Here is a 23,016-nt window from a genome sequence, read left to right as displayed (position 1 = left end):
GGAAGTGCACGTTACCGCCGTCCTGGTTTCCCACGACGGCGGTAACTATCTCCCCAGAACTTTGGCGGCATTGTCGGACCAGACGCGTTCGGCAGATGCCGCCATTGGCATTGATACAGGTTCCACGGACAATTCGGAGGAATTGCTCCGCGAAGCACTGGGCAATGCCAATGTCACTACATTCCAGCATCCAAAATCCGGTTTTGGCGCAGCTGTCCAGGCCGGACTGCAGGAGCTCGCTCCCGCGGACGGTACTGCACGCCCCGGCAATGAAAAAGACGGCGCGGGCGAGGACGCCACTGCAATCCAGTGGATCTGGCTCCTCCACGATGACGCCGCACCGGCGCCGGATGCCTTGGCCGAGCTCCTCCACGCGGTGGAACGCGCGCCCTCGGTGGCCGTGGCCGGTTGCAAGCAACTCGGCTGGGACAACAAGAGGCACCTGGTGGACGTAGGGCTCTCGACGAGCCGCTGGGCCGAGCGACTCACCCTGATCGACGCCGACGAAGTGGACCAAGGCCAGTACGACGCCCGGACGGACACGTTCGCCGTGAACTCTGCCGGTATGTTGATCCGCCGCGACGTCTGGGAACAACTTCAGGGCTTCGACCCCGCACTGCCCGGAAGCGGCGACGACGTCGACTTCTGCTGGCGAAACTGGCTTGCAGGAAATCGTGTGGTGGTTGTCCCCAGCGCACGTATGTTCCACGTGGAGCACCGGCCCCACGGATTGGGCACCTCCACCGCCGCACGCAAAGCCCAGATCCATATGCGGCTCAAGCACACGCCTTGGTGGAATGTGCCGTTCCAGGCCCTTGGAGCCTTGTTCGGTGCGATCGTTCGGTTGGTCCTGAGCATCCTGGTCAAAGAACCGGGCTATGGTTTCTCGCAGTTCACCGCCACTATCGCTGCTTTGGTGCGTCCGCTAGCCGTGGCCAGGGCGCGGCGTGCTGCGGCCCGGACCCGCCGCGTGCACCGCTCCGTGATCCGGGGATTGCAAACCCCCACGCGAGAGGTCCGTGCCAACCGCCGGTCCTTGCTGGAAGCGATCCGTCCCAGCGATGATTCCCCCGCAGTCTCGGACCTCCTGGCCCCGGAACCCAGCGGCGATGCCGCCGACGATTTCGCAGCCCTTGCAACGAACGAACGCGGCTGGGTGGGAACGGGCGCCGTCGCGGCTGCCTTGATTGCCCTCGTAGCCGCCTTGGTGGGGCTGCTGGGCCTGCTCCGTTCCGGAACGGTAGCCGGCGGCGGGCTCCTTCCGCTGTCCGCATCGCCGGGGGAAATCTGGGCGAACGCCTCCACCTGGTGGATTTCGCTGGGTGCCGGACTACCCGGGCATGGTGATCCGTTCGGCTACGTACTGTGGCTGCTGTCCCTGTTCGGCGGCGGCGATGGCAGTGCCGCCATGGTCTGGCTGCTCATCCTCGCCATGCCATTGTCCGGCCTGGGTGCCTGGTTTGCAGCAGGCGCCTTGACGACCCGGCGCCGGTTCAGGATGGTTGCTGCCCTGGCGTGGTCGGCCGCTCCGGCGCTTCTGATCGCGGTGAACGAGGGCCGGGTCGGCGCTTTGCTGGCGCACCTGATGATGCCGCTGTTGCTCCTGGCCTTGCTGCGCGCCTCCGGTTCAGCGATCGGCCAAGGACACCCGATGGGCCGGAGCCACCTCAGCCGGCGGCCCGCCTTGCTGCTGGGGAAACCGGGCATCAACGGAACACCGTCGTGGACCGCGGCAGCTGCTGCAGGCCTTGCCATGGCCATTGTGACGGCCTCGGCGCCGTCCCTGTTGGGGCCAACAGTTGTTGCCGTGATCCTTGCTGCAGTGGTCCTGGGACAACGCGGAAAAACTTTGTGGTGGTCGCTGCTGCCCACTGTTGCATTGTTCATTCCCTACGGAATTTCAGTCCTGGACAGGCCGCGCTCCCTGCTGGCCGACCCCGGGCTGCCGCTCACTTTTGAGGCAGCGCCGTTGTGGCAGCAGCTGCTTGGCCAGCCGTTGGCGTTCGACATCGACGGCGGACTGACCGGTTTGGCGTTCTTCGGCCCCGGCAGCGTCCCATGGGCCCTGTTGTTGGCGCTGCTGGTCAGCGTTCCTGTGTTGCTCCTGGCGATCGCCGCCTTGTTCCTGCCCGGAAAACGGACCGCGCTTGTCAGGGTCTTTTGGCTGGCTGCGTTGGCTACCTTGGCGAGTGGATGGCTGGTGGGGCATGTGGCCACGGGAGTCAACAACAACTCGATCGTCGGCCCGTTTACCGGCCCTGCCGTGTCTGCTGCAGGCATGCTGCTGCTGGGGGCGGCGATCCTGGGCGCCGACAAGCTCTTTGCGGCAACCCGCAGAACCACGGATCCTTCCCGGCGGACGCTGCCGATCCGGCGTATTGCCTCCGGCCTGGTAGTGACACTGCTCGTTGCCGGTCCGCTGGCTGGCATGGGCGTGTGGGCCGCCATGAATGTCCTTCACCCGTCCGCGGCCCCCGGAACATCGGCAACTCCCGGAGGCGCCAAGCCCGGTTCGTCCCTTGGCTCCTACCGTCAGGTGTGGCCGGTGGACCATGGCACTTTGCCCGCCACCGCCGTCGACCGCGGCCTGGGACCCGAGCGTACACGAACGCTGGTCATCACCAGTGGCGAGCAGGGTGCGTTTACGTCATCGCTAATGCGGGGATCAGGGACGACGCTGGACAGCCTGTCCACCATCGCCTCGGCACGAACCATCATTGGCGCCCCGGGCCGCGAGGAAATCGCTGCGGACGACGCCGCGACGACTTCGCTTCGGAGAGCCGTGGCTACCATCGTGGCAAGCAGCGGCGTGGACCCCCGTGCCGACCTTGAACAACTAGGGGCCGGCTTCGTGGTGCTCAAGGCCGCTGACAACGCGGCACAGCTGACGGCCAGCAGGATCGACGCCGTTCCGGGACTCGTGGCTGTTGGACAGACCGACGCCGGGTGGCTCTGGCGGGTCACACCGCGGAACCAGCCTGCGGCTACTGCCGCGGACACGGCGCACCGCGTGCGAATCGTCGACTCGGAAGGTGCCACGATCGGTTCGTTGCCTTCTGAAGAAGTTTCCGTGACCGCATCCGTGTCCTCGGGTGACGAGGGCCGCAAGGTGGTCCTGGCCGAACGGTCGGATCCTGGCTGGAGCGCCTGGATGGACGGCCGCGAGTTGAAGGCAACAACATCCGGTTGGTCACAGGCTTTCGAGCTCCCGGCCAGCGGCGGTGACCTCGAAATCCGCTACACGAATCCGTGGGCCCTGTGGCTGGGAATCCTGCAGGCAGTGGTGATCGGGCTGACGGCCCTGCTGGCCGTTCCGATGCCCGCCCGTCGCACGCGAACCGGCATGTCGAGGGATGAAGTATCCCTCCGTAAGGAGTACAGCAGTGTCTGACGACCAGAAGAAAGCGGCTGACCCCAGCGGCGGCGCCCCGCGAACCCGGAAATCAAGGTCAGGCGCTGAAGGAGAGGCCAGCCCGAGGGTTACCGCCAAGGGCTCGCGCAGTTCGAACAAGGGCGTCATCACCGGTGTCCTTTCGGCAGTAGTCATCCTCGCAGCCGGCGGGGGAGCCGTGGCCGCCACCTCGATGGTGCCGGAGCCTTCAGGGGGCACTGCCTTGGACGTCCGGCAAGCTGATGTACCCGCCGGCCGTGCCCTGGGTGTCTGCCCTGAACCCGCGCGGCTGGTCAATGGGACCGTCGTCGGAACCGACGCCGACTTCAGCCCCGTATCCACCACCGCCACGAGCGCACTCAACGCAGTGGTCCTCAGCAATCCGGCGGGCACCGTGCCTGGAAGTACCGTTAACGCCCTGGGTGGTGACCTGATCGCGGAAATCGCCAAGGCTCCCACCAGCACTCCCACGCCGACAACGGGTCCTCCCGTACTGGCGGCCGGTGTGGAGTCCATCAGCCCGGTGACGTCGCCGACGATCGTAGGCGCTGATCCGATCGGGAACGAACAGGCATCCTTGGCGGCCAACCTCAGCTACTCGGCAACGGACGGTGACCTCCGCGGCCTGGCTTCTGCCCAATGCCAGCAACCGGGCAACGATTCTTGGCTCCTGGGCGCAAACACCGCGCTCGGCCGAACTGCGGTCCTGAACCTCAGCAACGCCTCGGAGACGCCGGCAACAGTAAACCTGGACCTCTATGGCGCTCAAGGTCAGATCCAGGCCCCGGGCGCCCGTGGACTCCTGGTAGCCCCCGGGACCACCCGTTCGGTCAACCTCGCCGGGCTCGTCCCCGGCGAATCACAGGTTGCGGTCCACGTGCGCAGCACAGGTGGCCCGGTGGCGGGCACCATCCAACAGAGCGTGTTGCGTGGCCTGGCGCCGGGCGGCGTCGAATTCCTTTCGCCTGGAGCCGGTCCGTCAAACCTGCAGGTGATGTCCGGCGTCGATATCCAGGACTCGGCCGCCATCAAGGCGCTGGGCGACAAATCGGGTTTTGCGGACGCAGTACCGGCCCTCCAGATCGCTGTACCCGGATCCACCGACGCCGTAGTCCAAGTGCGCCTGTTCGGCGCCAACGGTGAACGGCAGATTCCCAACGGGGGAGTGGTCACGGTCAAAGGCGGAACAGTCGCCACCCTGGACCTCGACAACGTTCCGGCAGGCAACTACACCATCAGTGCCAGCTCGGATGTCTCGTTCGTGGCATCCGCCCGGGTCACCCGCGGCGCCAAAGCCGAAGAGGCAACTGATTTCGCGTGGTCGCCGTCGTCGGCCAGGCTTGGCAGCCAGCACCTGGTGGCAGTACCCAGGGACGGCCGGCGGTTCTTGAGCTTCGGTGTCCCCGAGGGGCGTGGCACCGTCAGCTACGCCCCTGTGACCGCCGACGGCAAAGTTGGCAAGGCCGTTGACGTGGACATGTCCGGCGGCACGACATCGCTGATAGAGCTCCCCGCCAAGTCCGGGGACGCCGTGGTAGCCGGTTACGTGGTTTCAGCCTCGGGCGACCCCGTGTACGGCGCCCTTCTCCTTGGAAAACAGGGCCGGAACGACGTTTCCGTGGTGGCCATCAAGGACGCAGCAGCCGGGCTCGAGAAGGTCCCCGTGTCGGTAGGCTACTAGCCTGCGGCCAGTTCCCGCCTCAGCGGTGTATCGCCGTCGTTACTGGTACCGACGGCGGTACACCGGATCCAGCGTCTCCGGCGGGACACCGAGCATTTCAGCCGTGTACTCCACCACGACGTCGTGGACCAGGTCCTGCAGTTCTTCGCGGGTGGAGGAGCCCTGCTCGACCACCCGGCGGTAGACGGTGATCATCGGGGCCTCGCCACGGCCGCCCGGGGTGTAGGAACCCATAGGGGCAGCATTTCCCGTGGCAACAAGCTGTTCGAGATTCGGTGGGATTTCGTCGACGGCAAAGAGAACGCCGTCGAGCTGCTTGCCCCACATGTCCTGAAGGCGCTCCGCGGAGTCCAAAACCATGTCGTCGAAACGCTCTGAGCGGGTTCGGAAACCGGGGAGGTTGGGGAGCATCAACTCTCCGCGCAGTCCACGTCCATGCCGGTTGCGCCGGCGCCGCCGGAAACCGCGGACGTCCTCTGCCTGATCGCCGTCGGCGTCAGTCCACCGGACAGTGAACCCGGGAACATGTGGCTGTGACTGCATATATCGACTTTAGTACCGGGAAACCCCCAGCGCGACACCATGGCCCGCACCGCGCCGTAGCTGCCAAATCTGTCCATTCCCTGGGAGCCACGGAAGGCCAATGCACAAGGTACCGGCCAATTGGCGCTAATCTGGGATGTTGTGGGTGCCATTCGTCAGTGTTCAAGATCAGCCTGCCGCCAGTCAGCGGTGGCTACTTTGACGTACGTGTACGCCGAGTCGACGGCCGTTTTGGGGCCACTGGCCACCTATGCCGAACCGCATGCCTATGACCTCTGCTCCCAGCATGCAGAGTCCCTTACCGTTCCGCGCGGCTGGGAAGTCCTGCGCCTGGCCATGCCGGCCACCCCGCCCGAGCCGGGCCCCGATGATTTGCTGGCCCTGGCCAACGCCGTCCGGGAGGCAGCCTCGGCAGCCACCGAGATCCCCGCCCGCCACAGCCGTCCGCACGTTGAGCCGCCAGCCGGCGTCGAAGGCACCCGACGCGGCCACCTGCGTATCCTTCGCGAACCGTCCTGACCCGAACCGTCCTGACCAGCGCCGCCATCGTTGTGGCGACGCCGGGTCCTGGACTCAAATCGTCGCCGGGCTCCTGAGGGGATCGTCGGCCACGGTAGGCTGGAATCTGCAGATAAATCCGCCAGCGGCGCCACGCCGGCGCCACCCAGGGAGCATCATTCATGCCAAAGGTCAGTCCTGAACTGTTGTCCATCCTGCGCTGCCCCGTGACGGGTTCAGCGCTGGTCCAGGAGGGCGAGGAGCTGGTCTCCACCACTGCCGGAGACAACGGTGAGAAGCTCCGCTACTCGATAGAGGACGGCATTCCGCTGCTCCTGCCCCCGGAACTGCTGGCCGCAGCGAACGCCGCAGGCTCCAGCCAGCACGATTCCAAGGCCTGAGGCACTTTCTTTCAGCAAACCCGCAAGGTACCCCTAAGGACTTCCATGACTTTTGACTTCAAAGTGGCCGACATCACCCTTGCGGAGGCAGGCCGCCACCAGATCCGCCTTGCCGAGCACGAGATGCCTGGCCTTATGTCGCTCAGGGCAGAGTTCGGCGCTTCACAGCCCCTCAAGGGCGCACGGATCGCCGGTTCGCTGCACATGACCGTGCAAACAGCAGTCCTCATCGAAACCCTCACCGCCCTGGGCGCGGAGGTTCGCTGGGCCTCCTGCAACATCTTCTCCACCCAGGACGAAGCCGCTGCCGCCGTCGTGGTGGGCAAGGGCACTCCGGAAGACCCGCAGGGCGTTCCGGTCTTCGCCTGGAAGGGCGAAACCCTGGAGGAATACTGGTGGACCGCCGAGCAGATTCTCACCTGGCCCGGGGCTGACACCAACCCTGAGTTGGGCCCCAATATGATTCTCGACGACGGTGGCGACGCCACGCTGCTGCTGCACAAGGGCGTCGAATTCGAAGCCGCGGGCGCCGTCCCGGCGGCAACTGAGGAAGATCCCGAGGAATACGTCCTCATCGTGGACCTCCTGCGCAGGACGCTCGCCGCTGATCCGCAGAAGTGGACCCGCTTGGCTGCGCGCATCGAGGGCGTCACGGAGGAAACCACCACGGGCGTACACCGCCTGTACCAGCTCGCCGAGCAGGGCAAGCTGCTGTTCCCGGCCATCAACGTCAACGACTCCGTTACCAAGAGCAAGTTCGACAACAAGTACGGCATCCGTCACTCCCTGCCGGACGGCATCAACCGGGCCACCGACGTCCTCATGGGCGGCAAGGTCGCCGTCGTCTGCGGTTATGGCGACGTCGGCAAGGGCGCCGCGGAGGCGCTGCGGGGCCAAGGATCGCGCGTTATCGTCACCGAGATCGACCCCATTTGTGCGCTGCAGGCCGCCATGGACGGCTACCAGGTGGCCAAGCTTGAGACGGTGCTGGCACAGGGGGACATCTTCATCACCACCACGGGCAACAAGGACGTCATCATGGCCGAGCAGATGCTCGGCATGAAGAACAAGGCGATTGTTGGCAACATCGGCCACTTCGACAACGAGATCGACATTGCCGGCCTCGCCAAGGTGCCGGGAGTCAAGAAGGTCGAGATCAAGCCGCAGGTCCACGAATGGGTCTTCGACGCCGGAACAGGCGCCGAGCGGTCCATCATTGTTCTGTCCGAAGGCCGCCTGTTGAACCTGGGCAACGCCACGGGCCACCCGTCGTTCGTGATGAGCAACTCCTTCGCCAACCAGACCATCGCTCAGATCGAACTCTGGACCAAGAAGGACCAGCCTGCCGGTGAGCGCGAGTACGACAAGCAGGTCTACGTGCTCCCCAAGATCCTGGACGAGAAGGTGGCACGCCTCCACCTGGATGCACTGGGCGTCGAGCTGACAGAGCTCAGTAAGGACCAGGCGGATTATCTGGACCTGGACGTAGCAGGCCCTTACAAGCCGGAGCACTACCGCTACTAGCAGCCAACGCGTTACCCAAATCGATGGTGAAAGGCCGGACACGCGAACAGCGTGGCCGGCCTTTCGGCTAGAATTGGGTGTTCAGTATTGCTTGCCGGGGGACAGGAAGACGGGAACCATGACGGAAGTCGCCAAACGGAAAACGGGCAAGATCCTTGCCATCGTAGGGATCTGCGCTGCCATTGCCGTGGGTGGAATCGGCGTGGCAACGGTGCCTGGCCTGCTGGCCGGATCCACTCAGGACGGCTCCGCCTCGGCTCCAACTCCAACACCGGATGCCAAACCTGTGGAGCTGGGCATCACCCCGCTGGACGGCGCCGTGGAATGGAACCCTGTGGTTGGTCCCCAGATCAAGGCCGTCAACGGCAAGGTCAAGGACGTTGTGCTGGCTCCGGTGGATGGCGGAACTCCGGTCCAAGGCAAAACCAGCCCGGACGGCAGCACGTGGACCACGCTGGAGGTCCTCAAATTCAAAACCCAGTACAGCTACGCCTTCACCGTGGTGGATACAGCGGGCAAGGAAACCAAGAAAACCCAGACTTTCACCACCGTTTCGGCTGCCTTCGAAGCCGATGCCTCCATCTATCCCCGCAACGGAACCACTGCAGGTTCCGGTCAGCCCATCGAAATCAATTTCAGTGAGCCGGTAGTGGACAAAGTGGCTATGGAGAAGCGGGTAGCCATCACGGTTTCTTCCGGTCAGCCGGTGGCCTGGCACTGGTACTCGGACAAAAAGGTGAGGATCCGGCCAGAGGCATTCTGGACTTCTGGAACCACGGTCACCGTGGACATGAAACTGCTGGGCGTCGACTTCGGAAACAGCATGATCGGCAACGGGGACGTAGTGTCCACGTTCACTACCGGCCCGCAGCGGATTGCCGTTGTGGACGACAACACCAAGACCATGAACGTGTACTCCGACGGCCAACTGCTGCACACTGCCCCTGTGTCCCTTGGCGGCGAAGACTGGCTCTCGCCCACCGGATACGCGGTGATCCTGGAGCAGGAGCGCAAATCCAACTTCAACGCCGGCAGCATCGGCCTGAAGCCGGGGGACAAGGGTTACTACGCGCCGATGGTGGTGGACTATGCCAACCGCCTCACGTGGTCCGGCGTCTATGTCCACCAAGCGCTCGAGGCTGCCTGGGGTGCCATTGGCCGGGTGAACGTTTCCCATGGATGCGTAGGCCTTCTGCCGGACGATGCCGCCTGGTTCTTCAACAACATGAAGACAGGTGACGTGGTGCAGATCCTCAACACCGGCGCGCCCGCGGTGGAACCCTTGGAGGGTTTCGGGGACTGGAACATCCCTTGGGCGAGCTACGCCCAGCGCTAGTCCTGCTGTTAAGATCAGGGCAGTGATTATTTCCTGCGCTCTTTGACTCTTCCCTCAAGTGCCCACCTTTTAGTTGGCCTTGCAATCCGTGCTGCCTTCGTGGTGATTCCGGGTGTCGTGCAGGGGAGCCCTTTCTTGGGTTCCCCGGCTCCTTCCACCGGATTCCTCTTCATCACCTGGAGCACACATGACTACTTCACCAACCCTTCGCCCGGACTGCGGCAAGTGTTTTGCCCTTTGCTGCACCGCGCTCGGATTCGCCCGCTCGGCCGACTTCGCAATCGACAAACCGGCAGCTTCGCCCTGCCCGAACATGGCGGACGACTTTGCCTGCACCATCCACCAACGGCTGAGGCCCCGGGGTTTCCGAGGCTGCACGGTCTTTGACTGCTTCGGCGCGGGCCAAGTGGTATCGCAGCGTATTTTCGCCGGCACTACCTGGATTCAGGATCCGGGCTCCACGTCCTCGATGTTCGCCGTCTTCAAGATCGTCCGGCAACTGCACGAGATGCTCTGGTACCTTGCCGAGGCCCGGCGCCGGACGTTCGATCCGGACCTTTCGTCCGATGCCCGGCACCTGGCCGCACAAATAGAAGCGACCACCCGCGGTGACGCATCCGCGGTCCTGGCCACCGACGTCGAGACCTTGCACGGGGAGGTGCGAACCCTGCTGATGGAGGTCAGCGGGCAGTTCCGCGCCTCATACGGGGCTGAGGGCCACGGAAAGTTCGACGACGACCTCCGCCCGGGTGCCGACCTGATGGGTGCGGACCTGGCCGAGCAGCGCCTTTGCGGGGCCGACCTCCGCGGTGCCTTGCTGATCGGCGCGACGTTGGAGGGCAGTGACCTGACGGCGGTAGATCTGCTGGGCGCAGATCTTAGGGACACACGCCTGCAAGGCGCCGATCTGTCAGGAGCGCTCTACCTGACCCAACCACAGGTCAATGCGGCCGTAGGAGACTCCAAAACCCTCCTGCCCCAGGAACTGACCAGGCCGCCTCACTGGGCCTAACCATTGGTGAACGGCAGCCTGCGGAGCCTTTCGCCGACGGCTGCGTTGCGCTGCTCGGCCTGGCGCAACCGGGCAAGTTCGCGGTTGCGCCGTTCCCCGAGGACAGCCCCGATATAGTCCTCGGGGATGGTCCCGGCCGGCGGGGGAGGGGCGACGTACCCGGCCAGTTCCGACGCGAGTGCCGTCGCCATGCTGATGCGTGACGCCGGGGCCATGAGATAGGCCTGCTGAACGAAGGTTCCCGCTCGGCGCGCGGTGGCGTCGGGGACCCTCCCAATGTCCGCCATGGCTACCCAGGAGGCCAGGTAGTGGGGCGCCACTGGCATGATCCGTGGTTGGGACGGAACCCGCTGGCGGAGGGAATATGTACCGGCGACGATATCGCCGAGTCGCTTGGATTTGTCGTTGAACAGCGCCACTGCGATGGCGAGGCCGCCGAAGGTCAAATAGATCTCCAGGAAGCCCAGGAGTCCACGGATGACGGCATGCCGGAAGCGGATGGAGCCGCCGTCGTCGCGCACTATCCGCAATCCCGTGGCCAGCTTCCCCAAGGAGCGGCCCCGGGTCAGGGTCTCAACAGTGACGGGGACGATGACCAGTGAGAACACGACGCTGCTGAGGACAAGGGCCCGGATGGCTGCGTCGTCGAGGTCGGAGGAGGCAGCGGAGATCAGGATGATGAGGAGTATCGCGAGGACAACCTGGGCGATGATGTCCAGGATGAGTCCGAGTGCCCGTGCGGCGAAGGATGCCGGGCGCAGCTCGAGGACCACTGCCTCGCCGGTGATGATTGAACTCATGCCGCCCCCACTGCTTCGCACACGCGGCGGGCGATTTCGTGCCCGCACATTGAGTCTAGCTGCGGCTCAGGCCCGGTTGTTGTTCTACGCGCTAGGGTGGTGGCGTGGACATCGATGCCTTCGCGGCCGTGAATGGGGACAAATGGTCACGGCTCACTTTCCTGGCCCATAAGCGGCGGCTTACCGGAGCAGAAGCCGATGAATTGCTGCGCCTGTACCAAGCGGTATCCGGACATCTTTCCCTGATCCGCTCGGTGGCGCCGGAGACCGCTTTGTCGTCGTCGTTGTCCGCGGCGTTGGCACAGGCGCGGACGCGGTTCACGGGTGCGCGCTCTAATTTCATGGAGGACCTGGCACGCTTCTTCGTGATTTCCTTGCCCGCGGCCTTCTACAGGGTTCGCTGGCTGACGGTGTGGTGCGGCGTGGCATTCATGCTGGTAGCGGGGGCGTATGCCCTGTGGATCGGTACGTCGCCGGATGCGCTCAGGGCGGTGGCCAGCGACGCCAAAGTGCAGCAGTACGTGGACGAGGACTTCATCGATTACTACTCGGAGAACCCGGCAGCCTCGTTCGCCGGTGCCGTGTGGACGAACAATGCCTGGATTTCCGCCCAGGCCGTAGCGTTCGGCATCACCGGGTTCTGGGTTCCCGTAGTGCTGTTCATGAATGCCCAAGGGGTAGGCATAGCAGCGGGCCTGTTCATGGCGACGGGGAAAATGGATGTCTTCTTCGGGTATATCCTTCCGCACGGCCTGATGGAACTCACCGCAGTATTCATCGCCTGCGCGGCCGGACTGAAGATCTTTTGGGCCATGGTGCGGCCCGGTCCCAGGACGAGGATGCAGGCCGTAGCTGACGAGGGGCGGTCCCTGATGACGGTGGCCCTGGGCCTGGTGCTTGTCCTCCTCATTTCCGGCGTGGTGGAAGGTTTCGTGACGCCAAGTACTTTGCCTGTGTGGGCCAAGATCACGATCGGCGCCTTGGTTTTGGCTGGTTACTGGGTGTACACCCTGGTTCTGGGGGGAAGGGCCGCCAGGGCCGGTGTCACGGGGGACCTGGACGTGAACGACGCCGGTTACCGCGGCATCGCGGCGTAGAGCTTACAGTTACGTTTCAATCTGGCCGCAGCCGGGGTGGCTCCTCGTGTCTGCGCAAAGCCGGACTGTAGGCTCGAATGCAGACAAGAGAGCCGGCAGCACGCAATCGCCGGTGGATGCCTACGGAAGTGAACCCGCTGTGAGCGACAAGAGCCAAAAACCACAAGAACCGGACACGGACGTCCACGAGGACCCCAACGAACCGGCCTTCGACTGGATGAAGCCGAAGCCGTCCACAGCCTCCTCGACGTCGGCCCCTGCCACGAAGGCCGCGGCTGTGCCGGAGGCGGGCGCTGCCCCGAAACGGGAAGCTGCCGTCGCCGGATCCATTACGGATGCTCCCGCTGCTGCATCCGCTGCTCAACCGGAAAGCCGAGCCGGCAGGAAGGCCGCAGAGGCTGCGGACGTCGATCCTGAGCCGCCATTGTTTGCAGACACGCTCGCCGGTGCTTCCACAGACAAGCAACCCTCGCACTATTCGGAACCGCTGCCGACGTCGGCGTTGCAGGTCCGTCCGCCGGAAGACGAGGTAGCCCGACGCAACGCAGAACGCGAGCAGGCGGCCAAGGTCAAGCCGATCGGCCCACGTATCTTCCAGGTGCTGTTGGCTGTCTTCTTCCCGGTAATCCTGCTGGTACTGGCCGTCAGGGCGGTCACCAGCCCGCTGTTCCTGTGGATGGAATACAACCGTCCGGGCTTCCCCGGAGATGGCTACGGATTCAGCACCGACGACCGCATGACCTACGGCTCCTACGCGGTGGACTACCTGAGCAACTGGGCAGGCCCGCGATACCTTGGCGGCCTGGTCAACCTGGACGGCGCAAAGCTGTTCAAGGACAGCGAAGTTGCGCACATGGCTGACGTCAAACTCGTCATTCTGTCCTCCTTCGGGGCGGGATTGTTGCTGATCGTGCTCAGCATCATTGCCATTGTCTATCTCCGCAAGCGGAGCAACGGCGGGGTCCGCCGCGGACTGTTCGCGGGCTCCATTGTCACCCTGGTCATCATCATCGGTCTTGCGGTCCTCGCAGCCCTGAGCTGGCAGCAGTTCTTCACCGAGTTCCACCGGATTTTCTTTGCCAACGGCACGTGGACATTCTCACTGGATGACACATTGATCCGTCTCTTCCCAGGTCAGTTCTGGGTTGACGCAGGCATTGTCATCGGCGCATTGGTGTTCCTTGCGGCAACGCTGACTTTCATACTGACGTGGCCCACCCGGAGCCGCCGTGGCCTGGAGCCCAAGCAAGCGCAGGAGACTGCCGGTGGTTCCGAGGACACGCCGGAGGTTGTTTCCGAGGATGACAAGGCCACTAAGGAAGCAAGCGACTCCAAGCGGTAGTGGCGACACGTGCCGGTGGAGTGAAGGTACTCCTTGGCCTGACGTCCCGAAGGCAGAAGCCCTCCGAATAAACCGGGGACTTTACCGGAACAGTGAGGACGGCCAAGGCGGCGAGCATGGCCACCTGAAAACTCCAGATGCCCAGGAACAGGGCAATGCCGAAGTGGAGCGAGAACCCCAAGCAAAACCATGCGAGCCGATATCTACTGGGCGTGAGCAGGGTAACCGCAAGCAGCAACTCGATGAGCAGGGCTCCCCACGTCATGCCGATCGATATCAGCGGATTTTCCGAAAGCAGGGCAAAGGCATCCTTCAGCGTCCCTGATGGTCCGAAGAAACCGGAGCCGATGTAGTACAGGGCCGATCCCTCGGCCCACTCGGTCTGAAACATCTTTCCAGTCATGGAATAGAAGTAGAGGATGGAGATTTGGACTTTCATGGCCGCAAGGGAAACAGCGGCAATTCCTGCCCGGCTCGGGAGCAGCAGCGTGCCGGTGCCGGCTCTTGTCCAGTGGTTCAGCCTGGGGTCGGTGACGCAGACGGGAATGAGCAACAGGACCAGGTTTGACGTGATTTGGTCCCCTCCGTCCGGAATTGAGATGCCTGATGCGACGCTGAAGGCCACCCACCAATGCAGGATGCCCGTGAGCTGTGGGAGAAGGCCGGAGATGACCAACAGCAGGATGATGATGGCCACGAATTTTGCCACCCCGAGTTGTTCGCGTGGAAAGACGCAGAAGAGGCCCCACGATTCAACACCCCGGCACAACGGGTAGGTACCCACGCCCAGGACCGGACGGAACAGGGAATCGCTGCTGGTGAACAGCAAAGTCAGGACCGATCCCAGGGCGAGAATGCTCCGAATCAGCGCCATGAATGGAGACCAGACCACGGGTAGCCCAATCTGTGGCACCCGGACAAGGTGCAAGAGCCTAGCGAGCATTGCATTCCACCCTGAGTTTGATGGCCTTCTCGGCTTTCTCCCGAAGCGTGGTCTGTTTCCTGAACGACCACGGCACGGGTGTTGTTTGGATGAGGGTGACGTCACCGCAGACTGACGGGGAAGAAACCGTATTGCTGACAGACAGTTCGGGTGTTTCCTGAACTTGGTCCGCACATTCCTGTATTGCCGGGCTCTCGCAATCGGACCATTCATCAGGCTTTGACCCACCGGAAATGAGTGCCACTTCCACTCCTTGGGCGCGGCCGTCCCGGCTGACGCCAAAGAGGTTCTCAACGCGGGTGGTGGGGAGTTTGCTCAGTGAAATGTAGGAGCCTTCGCTGGACTCCCTGTACGGTGCGATGGATGGATCGCGGGGTGATTTGGAAAAGAACGCCCACCCCTGCGGCATTGCCGAAACAAGATGGGGCTTGAGCTCGTCGGAGTAGGGCAGAGCCAGGATGGTCGACGGGATAGAGGCCGAAACTGAATAGGAGCCCACGACGAGTAGGGCAGCAGCAGGTGCCAATAGGTGCAGGAGGCTGACGTGTGGTGCCGTTGAGGGCGGACGAGCCGAAGCCTGGCCACCCTCAACGGTTTTCTGCTTGGTCATGTGGTGAGGACCGGAATCAGTCCTGCGCCAAGGCGGCAGTGAACTCGGAGATGGTGTTCTCGCTCTCCAGCTGTGAACCGGTGGTTACCGCGGATGGCCAGAAGGCGACTTTGGCATAAACCACTACAACTGCCGCGGCCGCCACGGCAACGTTCACGCCCACCGCATAGTTCACCGCAGCTGCGACATCCCACACTGCCGCAGCCCAAATGAAGACCGGCACCGCAGCCAAGGGATTGGCAGTGTCTGATTTTGCCAATGCGTCAATTTGCTGCGGAGCCGATGAGAGGGTCTCGGTCATCACTTTCTGGACCTGCTTGAACTTTGCATCAACGCGCATCACATCGCCGCTGGTCAGGGCGGAGTGAAAATTGGCAAAGAACTTTGGATTCTTTGATTCAATAGCGGAGACGACATTGTCCGCTGCCTGCTCCTGGCCGGTTTGCGTTGACGCGGTCTGGACGAATGATGCGTACGAGTTGTCGCTCAGTTTCTCCCGGACTTCTGCCACCTGCGGTCCGACACCAAAGTAAATGGCCCGAAAAAGCGCTTTACCTTCGGAGGTGGCATCCTTCGCTGCATGCCTCGTGACAGCGTGCGTTTCCGGCGGAGCAGCTGTGGCGATGCCGCCTGAGCCCAGGGCGATGGCTGCGGACAGCACCACAGCTCCAGCCGACAATGGCCATGTTCGTTTCGACAATTGGTTCTCCTCTGCTAGTTGTTTGACTCGGTAAGTACGCGAATTAGCATTTCGGGTTCGCCAGTGCTGGCGACGACGACCCTCCCGTTCTTCATTTCGATGTTGATTTCGGGCCCTCCGACCAGATAGCCGACCATTCCGGGACCCATGATGCGATATCCATATCCGCTGGCCCCGGCAGTGTTGTCGGTGGTGACCGCGGCAATGTCAGCCCTGGGCAGTGTCCGTTTGAAAATGTCGCAGAAGACGATCACGACGCGGTGTTCGTCCACCCTGACGGTGACGCTCATGAACGCCACCAGGGATCCCACCGAGAATGTAATGAGCGGTACCAGCAGGAAATCGATTCGCTGTTGGACTATCGACAGAATGATGAAGAGTGTGCCGAAGGCTATGAATGCCAGCCCCAGAATTCGTGGAACCATGCTGGCCCTGGCGCGGGAATAGTAAAGCGCCCGTGCCGGCCCTGCTGAACTTGCTGCCATGAGATCCCCCTGAACGTGTGGTTCGTGAGGAAAACGCTACGGGCGCGGAAAATGCCCCCAGCCGGTTTTAGGCCTGGCTAGGTGGCGATTTCGGTAAAATTAGGTGGTGAAAAGCCTGAACTAGGTGTTCGGCGGGACCGTCTAGGTGGAGCGCTGGCGCCGCTACTTTTCGTAGAGCTTCTCCACTGCAGCAGAAAAGTCTTTGACCACCGCGGAGCGCTTAAGCTTGAGCGACGGAGTGAGATGGCCGGACTCAATGCTGAGTTCAGACGTGATGAAGGCGAATTTCTTGATGGACTCCGCTGCTGAGACCAGCTTGTTGGCCTCGTCGACGGCCGACTGCACGGCAGTCCTGACACGCTCATCGAGGGCGGCTTGGTCCATGGTCAGTTCCTGGGTCTTGTTTTCGGCGCACCATTCGGCCAGCCCTTCAGGATCCAGGCTCACCAAGGCCCCCACGAACGGGCGGCCATCACCCACCACTACCGCTTGGCCAACCAGCCGGTGTTCGCGAAGCTTCTCCTCCAAGGGGGCAGGAGCCACGTTCTTGCCGCCGGCAGTGACCAGGAGGTCCTTCTTCCGGCCGGTAATGGTGAGGAAGCCGTCTTCATCGAGCTCGCCGAGGTCTCCGGTGCGGAAGAAGCCGTCCACGAACGCTGCCTGGTTGGCCTCATCATTGGCGTGATAGCCCTTGAAGACGCCGATGCCCTTGACGAGGACCTCTCCGTCCTTTGCCACCCGGATAGTGGTCCCGGGGAGGGGAATGCCCACCGTTCCGATGCGGGACATGCTCGGTGTGTTGACGGTACACGGTGCAGTGGTTTCCGTGAGGCCGTAGCCCTCGAGCACGGGAACTCCGGCGCCGTGGAAGAAATGGTTGTCCCGCAGGCTCAGGGGACTGGCTCCGGAAACCGTGTAGCCCACCTTGCCGCCGAACACCTCCCGCACCTTGGGGTAGAGGAGTTTGTTGAACAGTGAGTGCTTGAGCCCCAACAACCAGCCCGGACCCGGTCCCTTGCCGCGCGAGGCAAGGTCTGCCGCCGTCGAATATTCCACGGCAGTTGCGGAGGCGGCCGAGAAAAGGGCGGATTTCCCTGACATTGCGGCTTTGTGCCCGGTGCCGGCATAGACCTTCTCGAAGATGCGGGGCACGGCGAGCAGGAACGTCGGTTTGAACGAGCCAAGGTCTGCCATGAGTCCGCTGGCGCCAGCGCTGTGCCCCAGCGTTATCCCGCCCGTGAGGCAAACAACCTGCACGGCACGGGCCAGGACGTGGGCCAGCGGCAGGAACATCAACGTCCGGGCGCCATGCTGCATGAGCAATTCGGGGAGGAACGGGATGACATTGCGCGCCACAAGAACAAAATTCCCGTGGGTGATTTCGCAACCCTTGGGTTTGCCGGTGGTGCCGGAGGTGTACACGATCGAGGCGATGTCGGCCAGGTTGGCGGCGCTTCGCTGCCGCTCAAGTTCAGCATCCGTAATGCCCGCTCCGACGGCGGCGAGGCTGCCCAGGTTGGGGGCTTCGCCGTCGTGCTCCATCCGGATGATTGTCACCGGGTCCTCGCCGATGACCGCGGACTTTTCCACTACGCTGTGGACGAGCCCGGCCTTGGACCTGTCCTCGACAAAGACGCGCCTGGCCCCGGAATCGGCGAGGATCCATTCGATCTGGCTTGCCGAAGAGGTCTCATAAATGGGCACTGTGACGCCGCCGGCCATCCAGATGGCGAAGTCCACCACGGTCCACTCGAAGCTTGAATGGGAGAGCACCCCCACCGGGTCCCCGGGATTCAGGCCGCCGGCGATGAGTCCCTTCGCCAGCGCGGTGACGTCGGCAAGGAACGAGGCGGCAGAAACATTCAACCAGCCGTTGGGTGTCTTGTGCGCATACAGGATGCCGAACGGATCCTTGGCGCAGCGTTCCAGAAGGAGGTCGGTCACGTTCGTGTCCTCGTCGGCCTCGACCAGAAGCTCCGTGCTTGCTTCCCTCACGATTCGCCCCACTCCCTCCACGGCTTGATAGCTAGATCCACGACGGCATCCACATTCTCATTCGCCATTCCTGATAGCTGATCACTTCGGCAGTGAGCACCGGGTAGAAGAAGGCTGTTGCCAGGACAGCCAGGACCAGGACGATGGCCACAACGTAGAGCCCCGACCTGCGCCGCCAGGGCGGGTCACTGCTTCTGCCCAGCACCAACCCCAGCACGTACGTCAGGCCGAGCACCAGGAACGGCTCGAAGGACACCGCATAGAAGATGAACATGGTGCGTTCCGGATACATGAACCAGGGAAGGTATCCGGCGGCCACACCGGCAAGGATGGCTCCAGCACGCCAGTCGCGGCGCCCGGCCCACCAGAAGAGCAAGATGACCAAGGCGATGGTGCCGCCCCACCACACCACAGGGTTGCCGAGCGGGAGGATCGCGGAGGAGCAGGTTTCCACATCGCAGCCCGGGGTTCCCTGCTTGGGGGACTGATAGAAAAACGAGGTAGGCCGGCCCATGAGGAGCCACGTCCAGGGGCTGGACTCGTAGGGGTGGTCCGAGCTGAGGCCCTGATGGAACTTGAACGCCTCGAAATGGTAGTGCGCCAGTGACCGAACGGAGTTGGGGAGCCAGTCCCACCCCGGTGCGGGGTTGCTGGCAGCCCATTGGCGGTAGTAGGCGTCCTTGGACAGGAACCACCCTGTCCACGACGCCACGTAGGTGACGGCCGCAATCGGGATGATGGTCACGAAGGCGGGAAGACCGTCCTTGAGGACGCCGGCGCTGAACCAGCTGCGGATGCCCGCAATACGCCGTGCGCTCAGGTCCCACAACACTGTCATCACACCGAAGGCCGCAACGAAGAACAGCGCCGACCACTTGGTTCCGACCGCCAGTCCAAGGCACAGGCCGGCAACAAGTCGCCACCACCGCATGCCCAACCACGGACCGGCCACCAGTTGAGTGAGTGAAGGACGCCCGCCCGGCGAAGCAGCCGCTTGCGCGGCGAGCCTCGAAGCCAGACGACGCCGGCCGTCGTCGCGGTCCATCAGCAGGGCGCCGAAAGCGGCGAAGATCCAGAACGCCAGGAAGACATCCAACAGGGAGGTCCGGGACAGAACCAGGTGGTGGCCGTCGATGGCGAGCAGGAGCCCCGCGACGGCACCGAGCGTGTGTGAACGGAAGAGCTTCAACGCGACGAGCGAGACCAGGAACACCGTCAACGTCCCGATCAGTGCTGCGCTGAAGCGCCATCCAAAGGGGTTGTCCCCGCCGAACAACCACATGCCAAAGGTGATCATCCATTTGCCGACGGGCGGGTGGACCACGTATTCGGGAGTGTTGAGGAGAATATCCGGGTTCCCGGCGTTGAATGAATCGTTGGCGTTGGCCGGCCAGCTACGCTCATAGCCGCTCACCAAATAGGAGTAGGCGTCCTTGACGTAGTAGGTCTCATCGAACACGAGGCTGTGCGGCGTATCGAGCCGGAAGAAACGCAGGACGCCGCCGAGCATGGCCGTCAAGGTGGGGATCAGCCAAAACCACAGGCGCAACGACGCCGGATAGTCGCGCCAGCTCTGGACCCCTCCGATCAGGCGCTCCCTCAAAGCCTGGGCAGTGAACGCTTCAGCGGGCGGGGAGACCCAGCGGTGGTTCTCCAAACCCCGGCCCGGCAGCAGGCCACCATGGTGGTCCTGCGGTGCCAGTGCTCGCCCGGACGGCCGGGCAGCAGTACGCGGCTCCAGGGCATCGCCCGGCTGCCCGCTGGTGTCCTCAGCCGCTGTTTCGCCGGCTCCGGCGGTTGCGGGGGACGCCACGGGCATTCCGGAAGTTGTGGCAGGAACGGGCGACTGGTTCACCCGCCCATGCTACCTTTCCATCCTTGCTGCGGCGGGGAACTGCGCACGGCATTAGGCTTGGCAGGTGGACGAAGAACGCAGCACCCCCGACGAGACCCCCTTCAGCGACGACCTGGAGGAGGCAACTCCTGCCGCCGGTGCCGGCGCAACCCCCGGGATCGGCAGGATCGTGCTTGCCGCCACGCCGATCGGAAACGTGGGTGACGCGTCCTCGCGTTTGATCGAACTCCTGGCGACGTCCGACATCGTGGCTGCTGAAGACACGCGCCGTTTGCATCGGCTCGTCACGGCCCTTGGAGTTGAGGTGTCCGGACGCGTCATCAGCTATCACGAACATAATGAGGTAGTCAAGACCGGCGAACTCCTTGACTACGTGCGCGCCGGTAAGACCATCCTGATGGTCAGCGATGCCGGAATGCCTGCGGTCTCGGATCCGGGGTTCCGCCTTGTGGAGGGAGCAGTGGCGGCCGGACTGACTGTTACTGCCGTACCAGGGCCGTCCGCAGTACTGACGGCGCTGGCCCTCTCCGGGTTGCCGACGGACCGTTTCTGCTTTGAAGGGTTCCTGCCACGGAAATCGGGGGACCGGAACTCGCGCCTGGCCGATCTTGCCGGTGAGCGCCGCACCATGGTTTTCTTCGAGGCACCGCACCGGCTCGAAGTGATGCTGCGCGCCCTGCATGAGCGCTTCGGGGCTGACCGCCGCGTAGCTGTCTGCCGCGAGCTGACCAAGACCTACGAGGAAGTTATCCGCGGCACCCTGCGTGAACTCCTGGAGTGGGCTGAAAACAATGAAGTCCGGGGCGAAATTGCCGTGGTGGTGGGTGGTGCGCCTGAACAGGAGCCCGGCAAGCCCGAAGACCATGTGGCAGCGGTGAACGAGCTCATTTCCCAAGGGATCCGCCTGAAGGAAGCCGTTGCGGCTGTTGCCGACGACGCCCGCGTCAGCAAGAGGGAGCTCTACTCGGCGGTCCTGGCAGCGCGCTGACCCGGGCTGTGCAGCTGCACAATTTGACGTCTGCATGGCAGTGCGTGAAGGCGTAGACACTGCTTCTCGCGTGGCAGTACCGTGGCAGTAATTCAAGCCACTTCCGGCAACGAACCCCAGTGGTGCAATTCTCCAAAGCACCCAAGACGAAGGAGTCGCCATGACTGTCACGGTTGAACGCGAAAGCGAACTGCTGGCTTCCGTCCCCACCGGCCTGCTGATCAACGGTCAGTGGCGCCCGGCCGGATCCGGAAAGACCTTTGATGTGGAGGACCCGGCCACGGGCAAGGTCCTGCTCAGCATCTCCGACGCCGGTGCTGAAGACGGCGCCGCCGCCCTCGATGCCGCTGCTGCCGCCCAGGCGGACTGGGCACGCACCGCACCGCGCGAACGCGGCGAAATCCTGCGCCGCGCCTTCGAGCTCGTCACCGAACGGGCCGAGGACTTCGCACTGCTGATGACCCTGGAAATGGGCAAGCCCCTTGCCGAAGCCCGCGGCGAAGTCGCCTACGGTGCCGAGTTCCTGCGTTGGTTCTCCGAAGAAGCCGTCCGCGTCAGCGGCCGCTACTCGGCAGCACCGGACGGCAAGAACCGCCTCCTCGTCCAGAAGAAGCCCGTGGGACCCTGCCTCCTGATCACCCCGTGGAACTTCCCGCTGGCCATGGCCACCCGCAAGGTAGCCCCCGCCGTCGCCGCAGGCTGCACCATGGTCCTGAAGCCGGCCAACCTGACCCCGTTGACCAGCCTCCTGTTCGCCCAGGTCATGCAGGAAGCAGGCCTGCCCGCCGGTGTCCTCAACGTCATCCAGACCTCCACGGCCGGTGCCGTCACCGGACCGCTGATCAAGGACGACCGCCTCCGCAAGATCTCCTTCACCGGCTCCACCCCCGTGGGCCAGGCCCTGATCCGCGAAGCTGCGGACAAGGTACTGCGCACCTCCATGGAACTCGGTGGCAACGCGCCGTTCGTGGTCTTCGAGGACGCCGACCTGGACAAGGCCGTAGAAGGCGCCATCGCCGCGAAGATGCGCAACATGGGCGAGGCCTGCACCGCAGCCAACCGCTTCATCGTGCACGAGTCCATCGCTGATTCCTTCGCAGAGAAGTTCGCCGCGAAGATCGGCGCGCTCACCACGGCCCGCGGTACCGAGCCTGAGTCCAAGGTTGGCCCGCTGATCGACGGCAAGGCCCGCGACGGTGTTCACGCCCTGGTCACCGAAGCCGTCGCAGGAGGTGCGACTGCCGTTACCGGTGGTGCCGCCGTCGATGGTCCCGGCTACTTCTACCAGCCCACTGTGCTGAAGAACGTCGCCGCAGATGCCCGCATCCTGCAGGAAGAAATCTTCGGCCCGGTAGCGCCGATCATTACGTTCTCCACCGAGGACGACGCCGTTCGCCTGGCCAACAACACCGAGTACGGCCTGGTTGCCTACGTCTTCACCAAGGACCTCAACCGTGGCCTGCGCATCAGCGAACGGATCGAGACCGGCATGCTGGGCCTCAACGCCGGCGTGATCTCCAACGCCGCCGCACCGTTCGGTGGCGTCAAGCAGTCCGGACTGGGCCGCGAGGGTGGCTCCGAAGGCATCGAAGAGTACCTCTACACCCAGTACGTAGGTATCGCGGACCCGTACGCCGACTAGGCTGCGCAGGATCCGGTCCACCGCTCTCGCAACAAGACCGGTTGACACATGCAGGGCCCGGCCCCGGAACCACAAGTTGGCGGTTTCTAGGGGTCGTTGCAACACCTGTTGGTTAGGTGGTTTGTAGTAAATCACGTAAACGCTCGGCTGGGGTTTTCCAGCCGAGCGTTTTG

At 63.6% G+C, this 23,016-nt stretch carries 19 protein-coding genes; 11 read left to right on the top strand and 8 right to left on the bottom strand.

What is annotated here, in order from left to right:
• Positions 1 to 4 precede the first annotated feature (4 nt).
• On the top strand, positions 5 to 3,391 hold the full coding sequence (locus ACFRJ9_RS10505) for a glycosyltransferase family 2 protein (protein WP_377667243.1): 3,387 nt from the start codon (positions 5 to 7) through the stop codon (positions 3,389 to 3,391).
• Entirely contained in the window at positions 3,384 to 5,072 is a 1,689-nt protein-coding gene (locus ACFRJ9_RS10500; protein WP_377667240.1) for a DUF5719 family protein, read from the top strand. Before ACFRJ9_RS10505 ends, ACFRJ9_RS10500 begins: the two co-directional genes overlap by 8 nt.
• Positions 5,073 to 5,111: 39 nt before the next feature.
• On the opposite strand, the gene ACFRJ9_RS10495 is transcribed toward ACFRJ9_RS10500, so the two are convergent.
• Complete coding sequence (locus ACFRJ9_RS10495; RefSeq protein ID WP_377667237.1) at positions 5,112 to 5,615, bottom strand: metallopeptidase family protein; 504 nt, start codon at positions 5,613 to 5,615, stop codon at positions 5,112 to 5,114.
• A 141-nt stretch (positions 5,616 to 5,756) separates the two neighbouring features.
• Here ACFRJ9_RS10495 and ACFRJ9_RS10490 point away from each other — a divergent pair, with 141 nt between their 5' ends.
• The 5 genes from ACFRJ9_RS10490 to ACFRJ9_RS10470 all read left to right on the top strand — a co-directional run bounded on the left by ACFRJ9_RS10490 (position 5,757) and on the right by ACFRJ9_RS10470 (position 10,386).
• On the top strand, positions 5,757 to 6,134 hold the full coding sequence (locus ACFRJ9_RS10490) for a DUF3499 domain-containing protein (RefSeq protein ID WP_377667644.1): 378 nt from the start codon (positions 5,757 to 5,759) through the stop codon (positions 6,132 to 6,134).
• A gap of 161 nt (positions 6,135 to 6,295) precedes the next feature.
• Positions 6,296 to 6,514 (top strand): Trm112 family protein, encoded by a 219-nt coding sequence (locus tag ACFRJ9_RS10485; RefSeq protein WP_377667235.1) that lies wholly within the window; start codon positions 6,296 to 6,298, stop codon positions 6,512 to 6,514.
• A 45-nt stretch (positions 6,515 to 6,559) separates the two neighbouring features.
• Positions 6,560 to 8,038 carry an adenosylhomocysteinase gene (gene ahcY / locus ACFRJ9_RS10480; RefSeq protein ID WP_377667233.1) on the top strand — a complete coding sequence of 493 codons (1,479 nt, stop codon included), beginning with the start codon at positions 6,560 to 6,562 and terminating at the stop codon, positions 8,036 to 8,038.
• A 118-nt stretch (positions 8,039 to 8,156) separates the two neighbouring features.
• Complete coding sequence (locus tag ACFRJ9_RS10475; protein ID WP_377667230.1) at positions 8,157 to 9,374, top strand: Ig-like domain-containing protein; 1,218 nt, start codon at positions 8,157 to 8,159, stop codon at positions 9,372 to 9,374.
• A gap of 187 nt (positions 9,375 to 9,561) precedes the next feature.
• Positions 9,562 to 10,386, top strand: a complete 825-nt coding sequence (locus ACFRJ9_RS10470) for a pentapeptide repeat-containing protein (RefSeq protein WP_377667227.1) — start codon at positions 9,562 to 9,564, stop codon at positions 10,384 to 10,386.
• Here ACFRJ9_RS10470 and ACFRJ9_RS10465 read toward each other — a convergent pair.
• Complete coding sequence (locus ACFRJ9_RS10465) at positions 10,383 to 11,186, bottom strand: RDD family protein (protein ID WP_377667224.1); 804 nt, start codon at positions 11,184 to 11,186, stop codon at positions 10,383 to 10,385. The genes ACFRJ9_RS10470 and ACFRJ9_RS10465 overlap by 4 nt on opposite strands.
• Positions 11,187 to 11,290: 104 nt before the next feature.
• On the opposite strand from ACFRJ9_RS10465, the gene ACFRJ9_RS10460 reads away from it, so the two are divergent.
• Positions 11,291 to 12,283 carry a stage II sporulation protein M gene (locus ACFRJ9_RS10460; RefSeq protein WP_377667222.1) on the top strand — a complete coding sequence of 331 codons (993 nt, stop codon included), beginning with the start codon at positions 11,291 to 11,293 and terminating at the stop codon, positions 12,281 to 12,283.
• A 139-nt stretch (positions 12,284 to 12,422) separates the two neighbouring features.
• Positions 12,423 to 13,625, top strand: a complete 1,203-nt coding sequence (locus ACFRJ9_RS10455) for a TIGR01906 family membrane protein (protein ID WP_377667219.1) — start codon at positions 12,423 to 12,425, stop codon at positions 13,623 to 13,625.
• Here the strand turns inward: ACFRJ9_RS10455 and ACFRJ9_RS10450 are convergent.
• From ACFRJ9_RS10450 to ACFRJ9_RS10425, 6 genes are all read right to left on the bottom strand, one after another.
• Positions 13,597 to 14,568: a sporulation-delaying protein SdpB family protein gene (locus ACFRJ9_RS10450; RefSeq protein WP_377667217.1), complete on the bottom strand. Its 972-nt coding sequence runs from the start codon at positions 14,566 to 14,568 to the stop codon at positions 13,597 to 13,599. The genes ACFRJ9_RS10455 and ACFRJ9_RS10450 overlap by 29 nt on opposite strands.
• Entirely contained in the window at positions 14,558 to 15,178 is a 621-nt protein-coding gene (locus ACFRJ9_RS10445) for an SdpA family antimicrobial peptide system protein (RefSeq protein ID WP_377667215.1), read from the bottom strand. Before ACFRJ9_RS10445 ends, ACFRJ9_RS10450 begins: the two co-directional genes overlap by 11 nt.
• Before the next feature lie 16 nt (positions 15,179 to 15,194).
• The gene (locus ACFRJ9_RS10440; protein ID WP_377667212.1) at positions 15,195 to 15,878 is read right to left on the bottom strand and encodes a hypothetical protein; all 684 of its coding nucleotides are present in this window, start codon (positions 15,876 to 15,878) and stop codon (positions 15,195 to 15,197) included.
• A gap of 14 nt (positions 15,879 to 15,892) precedes the next feature.
• Positions 15,893 to 16,363, bottom strand: a complete 471-nt coding sequence (locus tag ACFRJ9_RS10435; RefSeq protein WP_377667210.1) for a hypothetical protein — start codon at positions 16,361 to 16,363, stop codon at positions 15,893 to 15,895.
• A 162-nt stretch (positions 16,364 to 16,525) separates the two neighbouring features.
• Positions 16,526 to 18,358 (bottom strand): AMP-dependent synthetase/ligase, encoded by a 1,833-nt coding sequence (locus ACFRJ9_RS10430; RefSeq protein WP_377667207.1) that lies wholly within the window; start codon positions 18,356 to 18,358, stop codon positions 16,526 to 16,528.
• Between the two features lie 31 nt (positions 18,359 to 18,389).
• Positions 18,390 to 20,213, bottom strand: coding sequence for a dolichyl-phosphate-mannose--protein mannosyltransferase (locus ACFRJ9_RS10425; RefSeq protein ID WP_377667205.1), 1,824 nt, complete (start codon positions 20,211 to 20,213; stop codon positions 18,390 to 18,392).
• Between the two features lie 112 nt (positions 20,214 to 20,325).
• Here ACFRJ9_RS10425 and rsmI point away from each other — a divergent pair, with 112 nt between their 5' ends.
• Positions 20,326 to 21,201, top strand: coding sequence for a 16S rRNA (cytidine(1402)-2'-O)-methyltransferase (gene rsmI, locus ACFRJ9_RS10420; RefSeq protein WP_377667642.1), 876 nt, complete (start codon positions 20,326 to 20,328; stop codon positions 21,199 to 21,201).
• A gap of 160 nt (positions 21,202 to 21,361) precedes the next feature.
• Positions 21,362 to 22,843: an NAD-dependent succinate-semialdehyde dehydrogenase gene (locus ACFRJ9_RS10415; RefSeq protein WP_377667202.1), complete on the top strand. Its 1,482-nt coding sequence runs from the start codon at positions 21,362 to 21,364 to the stop codon at positions 22,841 to 22,843.
• Positions 22,844 to 23,016 lie beyond the last annotated feature (173 nt).

This window comes from Paenarthrobacter sp. NPDC056912 (genome assembly GCF_042786555.1).
Lineage (GTDB): Bacteria > Actinomycetota > Actinomycetes > Actinomycetales > Micrococcaceae > Arthrobacter.
Note: the sequence above shows the minus strand (reverse complement) of the source record. Positions and strands in the feature narration are given on the sequence as shown.